15 protein-coding genes are annotated in these 17,682 nt (G+C 71.8%); 6 read left to right on the top strand and 9 right to left on the bottom strand.

Translation table 11 applies throughout. From position 1 onward, the window contains the following. On the top strand, positions 1-2,432 hold a 2,432-nt coding region (locus tag ACH4F6_RS22835), incomplete at its 5' end, for a type I polyketide synthase (protein ID WP_397962146.1). A gap of 96 nt (positions 2,433-2,528) precedes the next feature. Here ACH4F6_RS22835 and ACH4F6_RS22830 read toward each other — a convergent pair. The 3 genes from ACH4F6_RS22830 to ACH4F6_RS22820 all read right to left on the bottom strand — a co-directional run bounded on the left by ACH4F6_RS22830 (position 2,529) and on the right by ACH4F6_RS22820 (position 6,413). After that, positions 2,529-3,347, bottom strand: a complete 819-nt coding sequence (locus tag ACH4F6_RS22830) for a Rossmann-like domain-containing protein (RefSeq protein WP_397962145.1) — start codon at positions 3,345-3,347, stop codon at positions 2,529-2,531. 35 nt (positions 3,348-3,382) lie between these two features. Further along, the gene (locus tag ACH4F6_RS22825) at positions 3,383-5,125 is read right to left on the bottom strand and encodes a B12-binding domain-containing radical SAM protein (protein WP_397962144.1); all 1,743 of its coding nucleotides are present in this window, start codon (positions 5,123-5,125) and stop codon (positions 3,383-3,385) included. Between the two features lie 424 nt (positions 5,126-5,549). Continuing rightward, a complete protein-coding gene (locus ACH4F6_RS22820) occupies positions 5,550-6,413 on the bottom strand; it encodes a helix-turn-helix transcriptional regulator (RefSeq protein ID WP_397962143.1) in 864 nt (287 codons plus the stop codon). Between the two features lie 360 nt (positions 6,414-6,773). Here ACH4F6_RS22820 and ACH4F6_RS22815 point away from each other — a divergent pair, with 360 nt between their 5' ends. After that, entirely contained in the window at positions 6,774-8,192 is a 1,419-nt protein-coding gene (locus tag ACH4F6_RS22815) for a DHA2 family efflux MFS transporter permease subunit (RefSeq protein WP_397962142.1), read from the top strand. Between the two features lie 12 nt (positions 8,193-8,204). After that, positions 8,205-9,242: a ketoacyl-ACP synthase III family protein gene (locus ACH4F6_RS22810; protein WP_397962141.1), complete on the top strand. Its 1,038-nt coding sequence runs from the start codon at positions 8,205-8,207 to the stop codon at positions 9,240-9,242. Here ACH4F6_RS22810 and ACH4F6_RS22805 read toward each other — a convergent pair. Then, a complete protein-coding gene (locus ACH4F6_RS22805; RefSeq protein ID WP_397962140.1) occupies positions 9,239-9,949 on the bottom strand; it encodes an MBL fold metallo-hydrolase in 711 nt (236 codons plus the stop codon). The genes ACH4F6_RS22810 and ACH4F6_RS22805 overlap by 4 nt on opposite strands. Positions 9,950-10,256: 307 nt before the next feature. On the opposite strand from ACH4F6_RS22805, the gene ACH4F6_RS22800 reads away from it, so the two are divergent. The 3 genes from ACH4F6_RS22800 (at position 10,257) to ACH4F6_RS22790 (ending at position 13,253) form a co-directional block, all read left to right on the top strand. Beyond that, positions 10,257-11,678 (top strand): DUF2252 domain-containing protein, encoded by a 1,422-nt coding sequence (locus ACH4F6_RS22800; protein ID WP_397962139.1) that lies wholly within the window; start codon positions 10,257-10,259, stop codon positions 11,676-11,678. A 103-nt stretch (positions 11,679-11,781) separates the two neighbouring features. Continuing rightward, the gene (locus ACH4F6_RS22795) at positions 11,782-12,579 is read left to right on the top strand and encodes a hypothetical protein (RefSeq protein ID WP_397962138.1); all 798 of its coding nucleotides are present in this window, start codon (positions 11,782-11,784) and stop codon (positions 12,577-12,579) included. A 344-nt stretch (positions 12,580-12,923) separates the two neighbouring features. Further along, entirely contained in the window at positions 12,924-13,253 is a 330-nt protein-coding gene (locus ACH4F6_RS22790; protein WP_397962156.1) for a rhodanese-like domain-containing protein, read from the top strand. Between the two features lie 170 nt (positions 13,254-13,423). Here the strand turns inward: ACH4F6_RS22790 and ACH4F6_RS22785 are convergent, their stop codons facing one another. From ACH4F6_RS22785 to paaA, 5 genes are read right to left on the bottom strand one after another with little or no spacing between them, the layout of a single operon-like run. Next, a complete protein-coding gene (locus ACH4F6_RS22785) occupies positions 13,424-14,485 on the bottom strand; it encodes a 2Fe-2S iron-sulfur cluster-binding protein (protein WP_397962137.1) in 1,062 nt (353 codons plus the stop codon). Beyond that, positions 14,485-15,021 carry a 1,2-phenylacetyl-CoA epoxidase subunit PaaD gene (gene paaD / locus ACH4F6_RS22780; protein ID WP_397962136.1) on the bottom strand — a complete coding sequence of 179 codons (537 nt, stop codon included), beginning with the start codon at positions 15,019-15,021 and terminating at the stop codon, positions 14,485-14,487. The genes ACH4F6_RS22785 and paaD overlap by 1 nt, the downstream gene beginning before the upstream one ends. Beyond that, positions 15,015-15,737, bottom strand: a complete 723-nt coding sequence (gene paaC, locus ACH4F6_RS22775; protein ID WP_397962135.1) for a 1,2-phenylacetyl-CoA epoxidase subunit PaaC — start codon at positions 15,735-15,737, stop codon at positions 15,015-15,017. Before paaC ends, paaD begins: the two co-directional genes overlap by 7 nt. After that, positions 15,734-16,021, bottom strand: a complete 288-nt coding sequence (paaB, locus tag ACH4F6_RS22770) for a 1,2-phenylacetyl-CoA epoxidase subunit PaaB (protein WP_397962134.1) — start codon at positions 16,019-16,021, stop codon at positions 15,734-15,736. Before paaB ends, paaC begins: the two co-directional genes overlap by 4 nt. After that, positions 16,018-17,055, bottom strand: coding sequence for a 1,2-phenylacetyl-CoA epoxidase subunit PaaA (gene paaA / locus ACH4F6_RS22765; protein WP_397962133.1), 1,038 nt, complete (start codon positions 17,053-17,055; stop codon positions 16,018-16,020). Before paaA ends, paaB begins: the two co-directional genes overlap by 4 nt. Positions 17,056-17,682: the final 627 nt, after the last annotated feature.

Here is a 17,682-nt window from a genome sequence, read left to right as displayed (position 1 = left end):
CGGTGGCCCAGCAGATCGAGGAGACCCTCGAAAGCCTGCCCGCCGCCTCCGATGACGTGACCGTCGCAAGCGTCACACCGGACCCGCACCGGCTGGTGGGCGCACTCGCCCGCTCCCACGTGACAGGCACGGACGTCGACTGGCCGGCGTGGTTCACCCGGACCCCCGCCGCCACCGTCGACCTGCCCACCTACCCCTTCGACCACCGCTCTTACTGGCTCGCCGACGACCGCACCCGGGGTGCGTCCGCCACACCGGACCAGGCCACCTGGCACCCCCTGCTCGGGCCGGGCCTGGAACTCGCGGGCAGCACCAGCACGGTCTACTCGGGTCGGCTGTCACCGCGGACGCACCCGTACCTCGCCGATCCGGTCACCGGTACCGCACGGCTCCCCGGCACCGCGCTCCTGGAACTCGCCCTGCGCGTAGGCGAGCGGGAAGGCGTGCCGCGGCTCGACGACCTCGCCCTGGAGCAGCCGCTCCCGCTGCCCTCGTACGGCACGGTCGACCTCCAGGTGATCCTGGAGGGACCCGACTCCGCGGGGCTGCGGGCGCTCAGCGTCCACGCGCGCCGCGAGGGCGAACCCTGGACCCTGCACGCCAGAGGCCTGCTCGCCCCGGCGACCGCGACCGGTGCTTCCGACCTTTCGGAGCGGGCCGTCGACGTGACCGTGCCCGACCAGGGCGGCTTCGCGTTCCACCCAGCCGCCCTGGAAGCCGCGCTGCGTCCCCTCCTGCCCGACACCACCCGCCCGGACACCGTTCACTTGCCGACGTCGTGGCGCGGGGCGCGGCTGCACGCCCCGGGCTCCCGACTTGCGGGGGACCTGCGCATACGGCTCACCCCGACCGGACCCGACGTGTTCGGCCTGACGGTGACCGACGCGTCCGACGCGCTGGTGGCGACCGTGGACGCGATGGGCGTCACCGCCGTGCCGTCGGCCGATCTCGCCCCGGCCGGCCTGCTGCACCATGTGGTGTGGGAGCCCGTGCTCGGGGTCGTCGCCCCGGACACCCCGCAGCTGCCGGAGCCGGTGGTGGTGCGGGTGTCCGCGGGTGATGCCGTGGAGGAGGCCGTGACCACGGTGTTGGCTCAGCTGCGGGACCGGCTGGCCGGTGACGGGCGTGTGGTGGTGGTGACGGCCTCCGGTGACGCGGCGGGAGCCGCGGTCGGCGGGTTGGTGCGGTCGGTTCAGGCGGAGTACCCGGGGCGGGTCCTGCTCGTCGAGGCGGAAACCGACTGTGGGGAGCAGGTGCTGCGGGCTGCGCTCGCCAGCGGTGAGCCTCATGTGAGGGTGCGCGACGGTGGGCTGCTGGCGCCGCGTCTGACGAGGGTCGCCGAAGAAGCCATGGTGGCTGCCGGCCCGGCGTTCGGTCCGGAAGGCACGGTGTTGGTGACCGGTGCGACGGGGACGTTGGGCCGGGTGGTGGTGCGGCATCTGGTGGAGCGGTACGGGGTGCGGGACGTGGTGCTGGTCAGCCGTTCGGGTCGTCTTCCGGAAGACCTGAGCGATCTCACGGGTGTGGGGTTGCGGGCGGTGGCCTGTGACGTCGCCGATCGGGAGGCGTTGGCCGGGGTGATCGCCGAGGTGGCTCCGACGCTGCGGGGTGTGGTGCACGCGGCCGGTGTCCTGGACGACGCGACGGTGGCCAACCTGACCCCGGAGCGTGTGGCGAGGGTGTGGGAGCCGAAGGCGAAGGCCGCATGGCACCTGCACGAGCTGACGCGTGATCTGCCGTTGGACGCCTTCGTGCTGTTCTCCTCGGCGGCGGGTGTGATCGGCACACCGGGGCAGGCCAACTACGCGGCCGCCAACGCCTTCCTGGACCAGCTGGCCGTCGACCGGCGTGCGCAGGGGCTGCCGGCTCACTCCCTCGCCTGGGGTCTGTGGGAGGAGAGCAGTGGCATGACCGGCCGGCTCGCAACAGCCGACCGGGCCCGACTCGCGCGCCTCGGCATCGCCCCCCTTTCCACGGCGGAGGCTCTCGAGCTGTTCGACGCGGCACTGGCGAACGAGGCCCCGGCCGTGGTCGCCACCCGCTTCGACCCGGCCGCCCTGCGCACCGCCGCCGCGGAGGAGCACCTGCCGCCGCTCCTCGGCAGCCTCGTCGAGGAGACGGACGCACGGCCGGAGCCGGCGCCGCCCGTCGGCCTGAAGGCGCAGCTCGAGGACCTGGCCGAACCGGAGCGGGCCCGGCTCGTCCTGGATGCCGTCCGTGGGGAGGTGGCCGCCGTCCTCGGGTACGACTCGGTGGCCGAGGTCGACGTGGAAGCCGAGCTGATGGATCTCGGCTTCGACTCGCTCACCGCTGTCGAGCTGCGCAACCGTCTCAACGCGCTGACGGGCCTGAAGCTGAGCAGCACGCTCGTCTTCGACCACCCGACCACGCTGGAACTCGCCGAGTACCTGCACGGGGAACTCGCGCCGTAGCGGGTCGTGGCGGTCGTCGTGACCGCGCGTGCGCCGATGGCCGCACCTCCAGAGGTGCGGCCATCGGCGTGAGGGGTCTCGCGGGGTCGGCGGCGCTCAGTGCTCCCGCCGGTACACCTCCAACCGCGACGGCCCCTGGAAGAGATACTGCGGTTGAGGCTCGGACACCACCGCGTCGATCCCGAAGGTCTGCACGTACTCCTGCGCGAAGTGGCAGCCGGAGACGGCGAAGACGACCAGACGGGTGTTGTTCTCGCGGGCCGCGGTCACCAGGGTCTCCAGGGTCCTGCTGGCGAGCGTCTCGCCGCAGACCAGGGCCACGTCGGCGTCCGCGACCAGTTCCGCGCTGCGGTCGCCGTGGTGGACCGGCACGCCGAGGATGCCGTGCTGGATCAGTTCCTCGTCGAAGTCGCTGGCGGACAGCGTGACGTTCTCCTGCTGGAGCAGGTGGATGAGGTTCCCCATGACGCCGATCTGCGCGATGCGCTTGCCGCTGCCCGTGCGACGCAGCTGGCGCAGGGTCTCCTCGACGATGACTTCGGCGCGGGCCAACGCCTTCTCGGTCGGACGTCCGTCGATGACGAGCCGGCGCTGCGGGGTGTGCGGGAGCGCGCCGAAGGCCGCGTCCAGGATGGCGATGTTCTCCTCGTCGGTGCGGCCGACGGTTTCCCGGGCGTCACCGCCGATCAGCGCGTCGCCGTCCGCGTCGACGGAGACGGTGCCGAAGTCGGCGTAACAGCAGCCTTGTCGCACCGTCTGGGCCATGACGAAGCTGTAGACCATGAACCGTTCGTAGGGGGTGGGCTGGGAGCGGTAGTCCACGCCCCACAGGGCGCGCAGGCGGAAGTCGTCGTCGGGTACGTCGCGGCTGCGCTCAGCCACGATCGTCCGCAAGGTGTCCATGATGGTCTGCACGGATGGGCTCCACGGCGGTGAGTGAGGGAACGGGATCAGACGGTGCTGCGCTGCTCCGGGACTGCGGAGTTGCGGACGGTGCCCCAGCGTTTCGCCGTCGATTCGTGGATGAACCAGATGTCCTCCTCGGTCAGACGCCGGGAGACCACTCCGGGGAAGGCCTCCTCGAAGTAGACGTACGGTGGCCGGTTCTCCACCTGGGGGGAGTGGTAGTCGAGTCGGTCGGCCATGCCGTGGGCGCGGGTGATGGCGGTCGCGGGGTGGTAGGTGAGGATGTTGGGGCTGGCGAGACCGAGCAGTCCGTCGTCGATGAGGGAGCCGACCTCCTGGACGGTCTCCTCGATGGTCTCCCTGGTCTCTCCTTCGAGGCCGAAGAGGACCGAGCTGCCCACCGGTATGCCGGCCTCGAGGATCAGTTCCAGGGCCCGGCGCACCTTCGTCTTCCACGGCCTGTCCGCGGTGCGGCGAACGTTCTTGTGCACGTGCTGCATGACCTCGGTGGCCATGCTCTCGATCCCCATGTAGATGTACGTGCAGCCCGCCTCGCGCATGGCGGCGAGCACCTGGCGTACGTCGTCCTCCTTGTGCAGGGCGGTCATCAGGTCGACGGTGACCTGGGCGCCGAACTGGAACCCGCGCAGTCGCCGCCAGTCGTCGTCCTCGACGATCCACCTGCGGCAGGCGGGAGGCAGGTCGTCGGGACCCTCGGCCTGTCGTACGGCGCTGAGCCGATCGCAGAAGGCCCGGATCTGGGGGAAGGTGCCGGACCAGAAGATCGAGTCGTCGAAGAACGCGGCCTCCGCGCCGTAGCTGACGTACTCGCAGATCCGCTCGACCGCGGTGGCCGCCGGATCGCGGCCGAACCTCTTCAGCCCGCCGACCACCGTGGCCGCCTCGGAACAGAAGTCGCAGTGGTACGGGCAGGCGTTGGAGACCGTCATGTGGGCGGTACGAGCGGGGGATCCGTCGGCGAGCGGAAAGACGGGGAAGCGGGAGCGGATCGCGAACCCCTGGTAGGGGGAGGGGAGGTCGGCGAGGTCGAAGGCCGGGCCCCGGACCGGGAAGGCGTGTACGGCGTCTTCGGTGATCGCGCAGATCAGGGAGGAACCCGGGATGCGCTCCCCGGCCCGGCCGAGCAGGTCGAGGAGGTCGACGACGTCGGTGGGATCGGCTCGGCCGCGGTCCAGGTCCATGGCGAGGGACACCGCCCGCAGCAGCAGGTCCAACGCGTAGTGGCCCTCCCCCGCGACGAGGAAGTCGACGACGGGTCCGATCCGCCGGTCGTCGATGGCCCGCAGGGGGCTGCTGTACTCCACGACCAGCTCGTCCGTGCCGGGCAGGTACCGCATGGTCTCGTCGATGTGCCGACCGCCGATGATCACGAGACAGTGAGGTAATTCCTCCTTGGTGACTCGTGCCATCTCCAGCGCGTAGCGGTTACCCGGTGAGACCGTGCTGATGAGCAGAACTCTGGGGCTGCGACAGCGCAGTTCCGCGCGGAAATCGGCCTCTGAGCGGTCGTCCCAGACACGGGGGTCGAAAACAGTGTGATCGACGACGCTGTCGTCCGCGTTCCATTGCCGGAGCGAATGGTCGGCGGCGAGCCTGTCCCGGCGGTGGGGCACCGTGCCCCAGTCGGGACACAAATCGCTGAACGGCGAATCGGGCCCCGCGCCTCGGCTCGCCGAGCGCAGCGCGTGGTCGACCGCGACCGACAGGGCGGCGTACAGGCACATGGGGTCGCCGGGGTAGGTGATCTCGCCCTCGGTCGACGTCATGACCGGGGCGAGTGCCGCGAGAACCGGGTAGCGTCGGGCGTCCCAAGGAATTTCTTCGCTTCCCGTGCGTTCCGTCAGTTCGGCCAGACGGGACTTCCGGAGCCGGTCGAGACGGGCATGTTGATCGGGAGACACGTCATTTCCCGCCACCAGACAGGTATGTTTCACAGTACGGCGTGTCAGCAAGAGAATACCTCCAGAGAAACCTGTGGCGCCTTGGACGCATTTCGCCGAATGATCAGCCGAACTGCGGTGAAATCGTCGGCGGAGCAGGATTCCGCTCGGCCGACGATTTCACCCGCCGTTTACTGGAGACTCGGCTCGCCCGACCAGAGTTGCTCAGGTGGAGGCGGCTATCCAGAAAGTAAATAGCCTGGTACTTCTTACGCCATGCTGAGGGGGCCGCGGACGGGCCCGGGCCGTCTCAGGGAATGCCGGCGCCGCGCAGCCCGGGCCGCGTGAGCGTCGTCCGGAGACGCTCGTCGTGCGGGGCGTCGACCGGAAGATGGACGACGAGTTTCAGCGGCTCGGGCGCGGCCTGGTGCCTGAGATTGATCCTTCGCATGGTGATGACGCCGTGTCGCGGGTGGCGCACCGTGCACTGGCTCATGCCCTGGCTGCCCACCACGTGCTCGTCCCAGGCGCGGCGGAAGTGAGGGCTGACCGCGGCGAGGTCTTGTACCAGCGCGGTCACCTGGGCGGTGTCCCGGCACTCCAGGGCGTCGGCGCGGAAACAGGCGACCAGGCCTTTGGCTTGATCCTGCCAGTCCACGAAGCGCTCCCGCGCGGTCTCCGAGGTGAACATCCAGACCAGCAGGTTGGGGCGCGGTTCGGAGGACGGGGCGAAGTCCCCGAACCAGTCGATCGCCTCGTTGTTCCAGGCCATCAGATCGCCGACCTGTGAACACAGGTATGCGGGAAGCGGGGCCACCGATTCGACGATTTCGGTCAGGTTCTCCACGGCGGCCGAACGCTGGGGAGAGTGTTCTGTCGGCAGGGGTGCGGGATGCGACAGGTTGTACAGATATAAACGCTCGTACACGGATAGATTCAATATGTCGGCGAGGCTGTCGAGCACCTCGTGCGACGGAGAGATGTCCCTGGCCTGCTCCAGGTACGTGTACCAGGTGGGACTCACGCCGGCCAGTACGGCGACCTCCTCCCGACGCAGTCCTGGAGTACGCCTGCGCGACCCCTTCGGCAGTCCGACCGCCTCCGGCTTCATCGACTCACGACGGGTGCGCAGGAAATGTGCGCGTTCCCGTCGACGGAACTCGGAATCAGACATCGTGGCCCCCGTAATGTCCAAAAGCTGCATCAGACGGTAACTCGGTGATCTCGGCATATGCAAGGGAGCCGGATTCGGTCATGACGCGGTGAAGTCGCTGAATCTTCAACAAGGCGGAGGGGGGTGGCGAATAGGCGGAACCTCCTCCGAGAGGGGGGCTGGATTCTGGCCAGACGCATGCACATCCGGCCAGTTCGTGGCTATCGAAACTTGCCGACATCGGCGCCAATGTCCCTACGTCGTCGTGGTATGTGGAGTACCTGGTTCCCGGCTGCCTGGATGCCCGGTCCACCCGGTCCTACAGTGACGGCGCGCCTGTCACGCGCGCCCATGGCCCTACGGCGAACGGACACGGAACCCTTGTCTCCCTCGACAGCCAAGCCCAGGACGGTGCACACGGGCACGGCGCTCGGCATCCTGTCACTGGCCTCGTTCATGGCCAGCCTGGACCTGTTCATCGTCAACGTGGCGTTCACCAGGATCAGCGCGGCCTTCGACCACGCGCCGCTGTCCCAGGTGTCCTGGGTGCTCAACGGTTACGCGATCATCTTCGCCGCGCTTCTGGTGCCCCTGGGCCGACTGGTCGACCGGCACGACCGCAAGGCCGGTTTCCTCGCCGGCGTCGCCGTCTTCACCGGCGCGTCCCTCGGATGCGCGCTGTCGGCCTCGCTCTGGATGCTGATCGTCTTCCGGCTCCTGCAGGCGGCCGGCGCGGCGATGCTCACCCCGGCGAGCCTCGGACTGCTGCTGTCGGTCTTCCCACCGGAACGGCGCGCGGGCGCGGTCCGTACCTGGGCCTCCACCGGTGCCCTGGCCGCCGCGGTGGGACCGGTCGCGGGAGGTCTTCTGACCACGGCCTCCTGGCGCTGGGTGTTCCTGGTCAACCTTCCCGTCGGCGTTCTGCTGATCGCTGTGGCCGCGAGGGTGTTACCGGCCTCTCACGACGAACGAGGGGAGCGGGTGCCGGACGTCGTCGGCACCGTGCTGCTCACCGCCGGCATCGGACTGGTGGCCCTGGGCCTGGTCCAGGCCGATGCCTGGTCCGTGCCGCGCTCCGCCCTGGTGCTCGCCGCGGGCGTACTGGCCTGCGGCGCCTTCTGGTTGCGTTCGCTGCGCCACGAGAACCCGCTCGTGGAACCGGCGTTGATGCGGGTCCGCAGCTTCGCCTGGGCCAACCTGACCGCCCTCGTGTTCAGCGTCGCCTTCGCCGCGAACCTGCTGGCGGCCATCCTGTGGATGCAGCAGGTGTGGCACTACTCCGCCCTGCGCACAGGCCTCGGGCTCGTGCCCGGCCCCCTGGTGGTCCCCTTCGCCACCGCGGCCGGCGGAAGGCTCGCCAAGCGTGTGCCGCCGAGCCGGCTGGCGGCCATCGGGTGCGTCATCCTCGCGGGGAGCGTGCTGAGCCAGGGCCTGCTGCTCGACCGGACCCCCGACTACGCGACCGAGCTCCTGCCCGGATGGTTCATCGGCGGCATCGGGGTGGGCCTCGCGCTGCCGTTCATGCTGGGTCTGGCCACCGCCACCCTCCCCCCGCCGCGGTTCGCCACCGGAAGCGCCGTCGTCAACATGAGCCGCCAGGTCGGCGCGGTACTCGGCGTCAGCCTCTTCGTCGCGCTCATCGGGGTCCCCACCAGCTACGGCGACACGCATGCCGCCTTCATGAAGGTCTGGTACGCGATCGTGCTGTGCATGGTCGTCAGCGCGGTCACCGCACTCGGTATGGCACCTCCCCGGCCGGCCCCGGCCGAACAGCCCGCAACGCCCGCACGGTCAGAGTAGGAGACATCGAAGATGCGCTGGAACGATGTGTACGTCGACGCGGCCGCGGTGTGGGCGGGGCGGCGCGAGGACGTGCGGCTGGCGGTGGCCGAGGGCCGTTACTCCGCCGAGGAACGCGAGGCCGACGACTACGCCGGGGTCAGCGTGGTCGACGACATGGGCCATCCGGACATGGCCGTGGAGGCGGCGCGGATCGCGTTGAAACGCACCCGGGCACCCCACGAGCACTTCGATCTCGTCGCCCATGTCACGAGCGTCGGCTACCAGGGCCTCGACCACTGGACACCCGCCTCGTACATCCAGGCCCGGACCGTCGGCGGTCAAGGGTCGGCGGTCCAGCTCCAGCAGGCGTCCAACGGCGCCATAGCCGCGATCGACCTCGCCGCCGCCCACCTGACGGTCCGTCCGGCGCCGTGCGCCGCCCTGATCACCACCTGCGACAAGTACCAGCCACCCATGTTCGACCGCTATCGGTCGGACAAGGGGCTGCCGCGCGGCGACGGAGCCACCGCGCTCGTCCTCACCCGGGGTTCCGGCGTGGCCAGACTGCTGTCCACTTCCGTCGTCTCCGACACCACCCATGAGGGTGCCTACCGCGGTACGCGGCCGTGGGCCGCGGAGGCGGGCGGGCACGGATGGCCCGTCGACATGCGGCAGCGCCTCAAGGAGTACCTGAGCTCCGGTGTGGACGTGGCTGATCTGGCCCGCTCCCTGCGCGACGGACAGCAGGAGGCCATGGACCGGGCCATGGCCGAGGCCGGCGTCGAGGTCGGGGACGTCGCTCGGTTCGTGTACGCCCATGCCGGGCGCGCGGTGGTCGACTGGGACCTCATGGAAAAGGTCTCCGGCATCGGCATCAACCGGACCACCTGGGACTTCGGGCGCGAGCTCGGGCACCTGGGCGCGGGGGACCAGATCGCGGGGCTCAGCCACCTGCTCGAGTCGAAGGCCGTCGGCCCGGGCGACAAGGTGGTGCTGTCCGGCGTCGGCGCCGGGTTCGTCTTCGGGTGCGCGGTGCTGGAGATCACGGCGGAGTCGGCGTGGTCCTAACCGTTCGTCCCGTGGGAATGAGCGGCCTCCCGCAGAGCCGCTGACGCACCTCTCACGATGGGATCGCCGTGACCGAAGCAGGCCGTCTCCACTTCGAGCTCGGCAAGCCGGTGAAGTGACGCGATCGCACGGGTGCGTTCCGTGTTGAAGACGCCCACCATGGTCCGCCCGCCCACGTTCGCGACGGCGTCTCCGGTGAACAGCACACCCGTTCTCGGCAGGTACAGCGCGATGCTGCCGTCGGTGTGCCCCGGAGCGCCGAGCACGTGGGCCCCGCCGCCGAAGTTCAGCACGTCGCCCTCCTCCAGCTCCCGGCGCACCCGGGCCGGCGGAGCGGACGGGAGCGGAGGCTTGGTCTCGTACAGCTTCCGCTCCCACTCGGGCGCTCCCTCGAACACGGGCTCCGCCGCGATGCTCTCACCGCGGATCACGGGAACGTCGAGGCGGTGCGCTATCACCGTCACGCCGCCCCATGCCTCGATCTCGGCGGCCGCACCCGCGTGATCCTCATGCGCGTGAGTCAGTACCACGTGCTTCAGATCCTCCGGTGACCATCCCAACCGCTCGATCGACCTCGCGATCAGCTCCCCCGACCCGGCTGTCCCGGTGTCGATCAGCGTGAGCGAGTCGGCATCCCGCCACAGGTAGGCCTGTCCGACCTCGAAACTGAGCTGGTACAGCTGAGGCGACAGTTCATCGATCCGCATGACACTTGCATAGCCACACGTCCACGCCGCCTATCGGTCGTTCACGCAGAGCATAGTTTCTCCCCATATGCCTCAAACGCACGTTTGGTTCCCGTACATGGGGTGGACGGGCGGGACGCGACCGGTGGAGCCCTGCTGGAACGGCCGCGCCGCGTACCGGACCCACACGGCGGAAAGCCGCCTTGACACCGGACGCCCGCAGGGGCTGACGCGTGCGGACCGGCTGGCTGTACGGTCGGCACGAGGTGATGTCCGGCCCGTCGGGCCGGGTACGGACGACGCGTGACGTGCGGGGGAGGCGGTCGTGATGGCCGAGACGGGTGAGGGAACCGGAGACGGCACGGGGGCACGGATCCCCCGGGTGCGCGGATTCGCCGGGTGGCCCGTCGCGGGGTCGCCGAAGGAGGAGGGCAAGGCGCTGCGCCGGCAGGTGCCGCGCGCGGCCCACGCCGGCCTCGACCTGGACGCCTCCCGCCCCGACGCGGTGACGGCGGTCGAGGAGTCCAACCACGGTCGCATCCCCGAGCTGACGCCCATAAGGGTCGGCCGGATGGCGGCCACGCCGTTCGCCTTCCTGCGCGGCTCGGCCGGCCTCATGGCGTACGACCTCGCCCGCACCCCCATGACCCGGATCCGCGCCCAGATCTGCGGCGACGCGCACGCGGCCAACTTCGGCCTGTACGGCGACGCCCGCGGCCGCCTGGTCATCGACCTGAACGACTTCGACGAGACGGTCGACGGCCCCTGGGAGTGGGACCTCAAGCGGCTCGCCGTCTCCCTGGTGCTCGCGGGCCGGGAGGCCGGCGCCGACGAGGACACCTGCCGCAAGGCCGCCCACGACACGGCCGGCGCCTACCGTCGCACCATGCGCCTGCTGGCCCGGCTGCCCGTCCTGGACGCCTGGAACGCCATCGCCGACGAGGAACTGGTCTCCCACACCGACGCCCACGACCTGCTGGGCACCCTGGAGCGGGTCTCGGAGAAGGCGCGGGCCAACACCAGCGGCCGGTTCGCGGCCAAGTCCACCGAGCCGACGCCCCAGGGCGGGCGCCGCTTCGTCGACGCGCCCCCGGTGCTGCGGCGCGTGTCCGACGCGGAGGCCGCGGCGGTGACCGCGTCCCTGGAGCAGTACGTCACGACGGTCTCGGAGGACCGCCTGCCCCTGCTCGCCCGGCACGCGGTGCACGACGTCGCCTTCCGCATCGTCGGCACCGGAAGCGTCGGCACCCGGTCGTACGTCGTCCTGCTGCTGGACCACCGGGGTGAGTCGCTGGTGCTCCAGGTGAAGGAGGCGCGGGCGTCGGCCCTCGTGCCGCACCTGCTGACCGCCGGCTTCGACACGCCGGACGCCGGCCACGAGGGCCGCCGGGTGGTGCTCGGGCAGAAGCGGATGCAGGTCGTCAGCGACATCCTGCTCGGCTGGACCACGGTCGAGGGCCGCCCCTTCCAGGTCCGCCAGTTCCGCAACCGCAAGGGCAGCGTCGACCCGGCCGCCCTCGCCGCCGACCAGGTCGACGACTACGGCCGCATGACCGGCGCCCTCCTGGCGCGCGCCCACTCCCACAGCGCCGATCCCCGCCTCATCGCCGGCTACTGCGGCAAGAACGAGGAACTGGACGAGGCGGTGGCCGCCTTCGCCGTCGCCTACGCCGACCGCACCGAGGCGGACCACGCGGAGCTGGTCGCGGCGGTGCGCTCGGGCAGGATCGCGGCGGAGGCGGGGGTGTGACGGCGGGACCTGACGGTGGCCGCGTCGGGGCGGGGGCCGGGGAACCGGCCGGCGTCCCCCGTCGGCCTCCGTTCTCCTTCCGGCCTTGGCCTACGCTGGTCGGGTGACGACCCCCGAAGCTGAGCAGGCGCGGCCCGAAGAGCGGCTGGAGCAGGCCGTGCGGGCTGCTGAGCAGGCGTTGATCGAGTTCGAGATCGCGGTGGAGACCTTCCGCGTCGAGGTCGAGAACTTCTCGCGGCTCCACCACCAGAAACTCGGTCCGATGTACGCCCGGCTCGATGAGCTGGAGGCGCAGATAGCCGAGGCCCGGGCCGCCCGCACCGGCGACCCGGAGGATCTGCGGAAGGCGGCCGAGGCGCGGGCGCGGGTGCTGCCGATGCCCGGGGTCGAGGAGCTGTTCCACGGCTGGATGGACGGGGAGGGGCTGTTCCCGGAGGCCGCGGCGATGCTCACGGGCCAGTCGGTGCGGCCCCCGGAGCGGGTGCGGCCCAGCGACGAGGCCCGCAAGCTCTACCGTGAGCTGGCTCGCAAGGCCCACCCCGACCTGGCGCAGGAGGAACCGGAGCGGGCGCGACGCGAGGAGTTCATCACCCGCGTCAACGCCGCCTACGCCCGGGGCGACGAGGCCCTGCTGCGCGAGCTGGCCGAGGAGTGGGCGGCCGGTCCGGTGCCCGCGGAGCGCCGGCCCAGCCCGAGCGAGGAGCTCTACGCCCGCCTCGAGTGGCTCGCCGAGCGCAAGGAGATGCTCGCGATGATCGCCCGGGAACTGGAGGAGAGCGCGATCGGCGGGATGCTCCGCCTGGCCCCCGACGATCCCGACCGCCTCCTGGAAGAGATCGCCGAACAGCTGCTGGCGGAGGTCGCGAAGAAGGAGGCCGAGCTGGCGGAGCTGGCGGGGTAGGGCCCACCGGGCCGCGGCGGTGCGTGGAGGGCTCCTGACCGGCGCGCCCTGACCGGCCGCCCTGGCAGCACGCCCTGGCCGTGCCGCTGTGGCCGCTGGTCTCGACGCGCGGGCGGGGGACGTCCGCGGCAGGGCTCGCGGCGGTGCTTGCGGCAGGGCTCGCGGCGGTGCTTGCGGCAGGGGCTTGTGGGGGCCGGCCCGGTGCCCGGGGCTTGCCGGGACCTGCCTGGCGCGGCCCGTGGCGGCTGTGCGGCGCCTTCCGGGGCCGGCGGGCGGGCGGTGGCGGGCGTGTCCCGGTGGGCGGGCCGTCGGGTAGCGTCGGGGGTATGAGTTTCGGAGCTGGTGTGCCCACGGTCGGCGTCGAGGGCCTCAAGGACGGCGACTTCCTGCTGGACGTCCGTGAGGACGACGAGTGGCAGGCGGGCCACGCCGAAGGGGCCCTGCACATTCCCCTCAGCGAGTTCGTCGCGCGCTACGGCGAGCTGACCCAGGCGGCGCCGCAGGACGGGCGGGTGCACGTGATCTGCCGCTCCGGTGGCCGTTCCGCCCAGGTCACGATGTACCTCGTGCAGCAGGGCATCGACGCCGTGAACGTCGACGGCGGCATGCAGTACTGGGCGGCGGTCGGCCGCCCGGTCGTGACCGACGAGGGCCAGCCGGGCTTCGTGCTGTAGCGGAGCCCCGGCCGGCCCGCGCGAGCGGCGCGGCCTCCGTCCTCGTACCGCGCGGGCCGGCGAAGGAGCCGGCCCGGGTCCCGCTCCCGGGGACCAGGGCGGCGGCGACCGTCGCACGGGCTCACGGCGCCCCGCGGGAACACCGCACCGGACCGCCGGGCTCCGGCCCGTCAGCGGTCGAAGTCCACCTCCACCGCCTCCGTCAGCGGATGCGACTGGCAGGCGAGCACGTACCCCGCCTCCGTCTCCTCCGGCTCCAGGGCGAAGTTGCGGTCCATGCGGACCTCGCCGGAGACCAGGAAGGCCCGGCAGGTGCCGCACACTCCGCCCTTGCAGGCGTAGGGGGCGTCGGGGCGGTTGCGCAGGACCGTGTCCAGGAGCGATTCGCCCTCCTGCACGGGCCAGCTGCCGCCGCGGCCGTCGAGACGGGCGGTGACCGTGGCCTGCGCGGGGGCGCCGGTGTGCGGGGGCGGCGCGGTGAGGTCCACGTGGAAGATCTCCTCGTGGATGCGGGCACGGACCACACCCAGCTCCCGCAGTGCCCGCTCCGCACCCTGGACCAGTCCGAACGGCCCGCACAGGAACCATCCGGCGACGTCCGCCACCGGCAGCAGCGCCGGCAGCAGGGCGGTCAGCCGCTCCCGGTCCAGCCGCCCGGACGGCAGCCCGGCCTGCTGCTCCTCCCGCGAGAGCACGGTGACCAGCTGCAACCGGTCCGGATAGCGGTCCTTGAGGTCGGCGACCTCCTCCAGGAACATCGTCGAGGCGGCCGTCCGGTCGCTGCGGACGAGGCAGAACCGGGCCTCGGGCTCGCGGGCCAGCAGCGTGGCGACGATCGACAGCACGGGAGTGATGCCGCTGCCGCCGACGATCGCCGCGTACAGGCCGGGCGCCGGCTCGAGGGTGAACCGGCCCGCCGGCGTCATCACCTCCAGCTCGTCCCCGACGGCGATCTCCTTCAGCGCGTACGTCGAGAAGGCCCCGCCCTCCACCAGCCGCACGCCCACCCGCAGGGTGCCCGGGCCCTCACCGCCGGGCTCGGGCGCCGGCGAGCAGATGGAGTACGTCCGTCGGATCTCGGTGCCGTCCGCCGTGCGCCGCAGGGCGAGGTGCTGGCCGGCCGTGTGCCGGTACTCCTCGCGCAGACCGGCGGGGACGGCGAACGTGAGGGCGACGGCGTCGTCGGTGAGCCGGTCCACCGCGGCCACGGGGAGCGGGTGGAAGCGGGCCATCACAACTCCTTGAAGTGGTCGAAGGGTTCACGGCAGGAAAGGCAGCGCCGCAGCGCCTTGCACGCGGTGGAGGAGAAGCGGCTGAGCAACTCGGTGTCGGCGGAACCGCAGTGCGGGCAGCGGACCGGTTCGCCGGCAGGCTCCGCCGGGGTGCCCGTGCGGGTCGGGCCGAGCGTGAGGGCGACGGGTTCCGACGCCGGCCGGACCCGCGGCGGCGCTATGCCGAACTCCGACAGCTTGCGGCGCCCCTCGGCGGAGATGTCGTCCGTCGACCAGGCGGGCGTGAGCACCGTGCGCACGGTGACCTCCCGGACGCCGTGGTCGCGCAGCGCCCGCTCGATGTCCAGGGACATCGCCTCCACGGCCGGGCAGCCGGTGTAGGTCGGCGTCAGCTCGACCTCGACGGCGTCCCCGTCATGGACGTGCACCGCGCGCAGGACGCCGAGCTCCTGGAGCGTGAGCACGGGCAGTTCGGGGTCGGGCACCGAGCCGGCGACCTCGAGGAGCTCCGCCTCCAGGGGGGTGGGCGTCACCATGACGCCCCCGGGTGGCTGCGGTGCAGGTGCTGCATCTCGGCGAGCATCCGGCCGAAGGACTCGGTGTGCAGGCCCTGGCGGCCCGCGCCGGCGCTCCAGGCGCCGGTCCGCGGCCCCTCGGGCAGGTCGAGACCGGCCCGGCGCAGCACGCTCCCGACCGATTCCAGCCAGGCCGGCTCCAGCCCCGCCGGGTCGACGCCGACGCCGTCCACGGGCTGGAACATCTCCCCGGTGAACCGCCACAGGGCGGCGCACCCGCGCTTCATCCGCTCGTGGCTGACGTCCGTGCCGTCGCCGAGCCTGAGGGTCCACTGCTCGGCGTGGTCGCGGTGGTAGGCGACCTCCTTGACCGCCTTCGCCGCGAGCCCGGCGAACGGGCCCTCCGCGGTGGCGAGCCGGTCGTACAGCAGGTGCTGGTAGGTGGAGAAGTACAGCTGGCGGGCGATGGTGTGGGCGAAGTCGCCGTTGGGCTGCTCGACCAGCTGGAGGTTGCGGAAGGCGCGTTCCTCGCGGAGGTAGGCCAGTTCGTCCTCGTCGCCGGCCATCGACAGCAGGACGCGGGCCTGGCCCAGCAGGTCGAGGGCGATGTTGGCGAGGGCGACCTCCTCCTCGAGCACGGGCGCGTGGCCCATCCACTCCCCCAGGCGGTGGGAGAGCACCAGGGCGTCGTCGCCGAGGGCGAGGGCGGCGGTCCTCACGGGCACGGTCGTCGTCACAGGTGCTTCACCCCCTCCGGGATGTCGTAGAAGGTCGGGTGCCGGTACGGCTTGTCGGCGGCCGGTTCGAAGAACGGATCCTTCTCGTCCGGCGAGGACGCGGTGATCGCGGCGGACGGCACCACCCAGATCGACACGCCCTCGCCGCGCCGGGTGTACAGATCGCGGGCGTTGCGCAGGGCGAACTCGGCGTCCGGCGCGTGCAGGCTGCCGGCGTGGGTGTGGGAGAGGCCGCGCCGGGAGCGTACGAAGACCTCCCACAGGGGCCAGTCGGTGTTCGTCATGCCTGCTCCGCTCCCGTCCCGCCGGTGCCCGGTGCACCGCTGTGCTTGGCCGCGTAGGCCGCGGCGGCCTCCCGTACCCAGGCGCCCTCGTCGTGCGCCCGCCTGCGCTGTGTGATCCGCTGTTCGTTGCACGGGCCGTTGCCCTTGAGGACCTCCTTGAACTCCGTCCAGTCGATCGGGCCGAAGTCGTGGTGGCCCCGCTCCTCGTTCCACCGCAGGTCCGGGTCGGGGAGGGTGAGGCCGAGGGACTCCGCCTGGGGGACGCAGATGTCCACGAAGCGCTGGCGCAGCTCGTCGTTGGAGTGGCGCTTGATCTTCCAGGCGGTCGACTGCGCGGAGTGCGCGGACTCGTCGTCGGGCGGGCCGAACATCATCAGGGAGGGCCACCACCAGCGGTCCACCGCGTCCTGCGCCATCGCGTGCTGCTCGGGGGTGCCGCGACTGAGGGCCAGCAGCAGCTCGTACCCCTGGCGCTGGTGGAAGGACTCCTCCTTGCAGATGCGGACCATCGCGCGTGCGTACGGGCCGTAGGAGCAGCGGCACAGGGGGACCTGGTTGGTGATCGCGGCGCCGTCCACCAGCCAGCCGATCGCGCCGACGTCCGCCCAGGTGAGCGTGGGGTAGTTGAAGATCGAGGAGTACTTCTGGCGGCCGGTGTGGAGCTTGTCGAGCAGCTCGTCCCGGCCGGTTCCGAGGGTCTCGGCGGCGCTGTACAGGTACAGCCCGTGGCCCGCCTCGTCCTGGACCTTGGCCATCAGGATCGCCTTGCGGCGCAGGGAGGGCGCGCGCGTGATCCAGTTGGCCTCCGGCTGCATGCCGATGATCTCGGAGTGGGCGTGCTGGGCGATCTGGCGGACCAGGGTGGCGCGGTAGGCGTCGGGCATCCAGTCGCGGGGCTCGATGCGCTCGTCGGCGGCCACGGCGGCGTCGAAGGCGCGCTGGTGGGCGGCCTGTGCGCCGACGGCGTCGGCCGGGCCGTCGTGGGCCGTGTGCTGCCGTGTACGGGCCGGCTGGTGCGCTGCTGCTGTCGCCATGCGGTCCCCCTCGACCTCGGGCTCCGTTCCGAGCCTTCTCCCGACCGATCGTTCGGTCCGTGCGATTCCATGGTGGGTCGGCCGTCGTAAGGTGTCAACCGCTGTGGACGACCCGCGGGTCCGCCTGTGGACGACGCGCACGCTTCCCGCGGACCGCTTCGCGGGATCCGGCCGGGCCGGTACGGGGGGAGTGCTGCGCGGGGCGGGTGGGGCTGAGTACCGTTCCGTGCGGCGACTGTGCGACGGCCGTGCGAAGGCCGTCCGACTGTGCGCGGTGGCGCGCGGGGGCGCCGTGGTGCTCACGGGCCGGCCGCCGCGACGCGGCGGAGCGGCCGGAAGACGGACGGAAACGGGGAACGGGGCGGAATGGACGCGTACGACGGAGACTCCGACGCTCCGCGGGAGGCGGGGGCGCCGCGGCGGCCTGGGCCGGCCCGGCCCACGGACGGGCCTTCGGACCCGGACGGTTCCGCCGGCCGTGGCGTGGCTCCCGGAGCACGCTCCGGATCCTCACCGGCAGCCGGCGAAGCGCACCCGAGCGCTCCACCGGCGGTACCCGGGGCCCACGCCGGTCCGCCCGCTCCCGACGCCGGTGCCGCCGACGCCGGTGCCGCCGACGCCGACGCC

Origin of the sequence: Streptomyces sp. NPDC017936, from assembly GCF_044328485.1 — a bacterium.
GTDB lineage: Bacteria > Actinomycetota > Actinomycetes > Streptomycetales > Streptomycetaceae > Streptomyces.
This window is presented reverse-complemented; position numbering and strand designations above follow the sequence as displayed.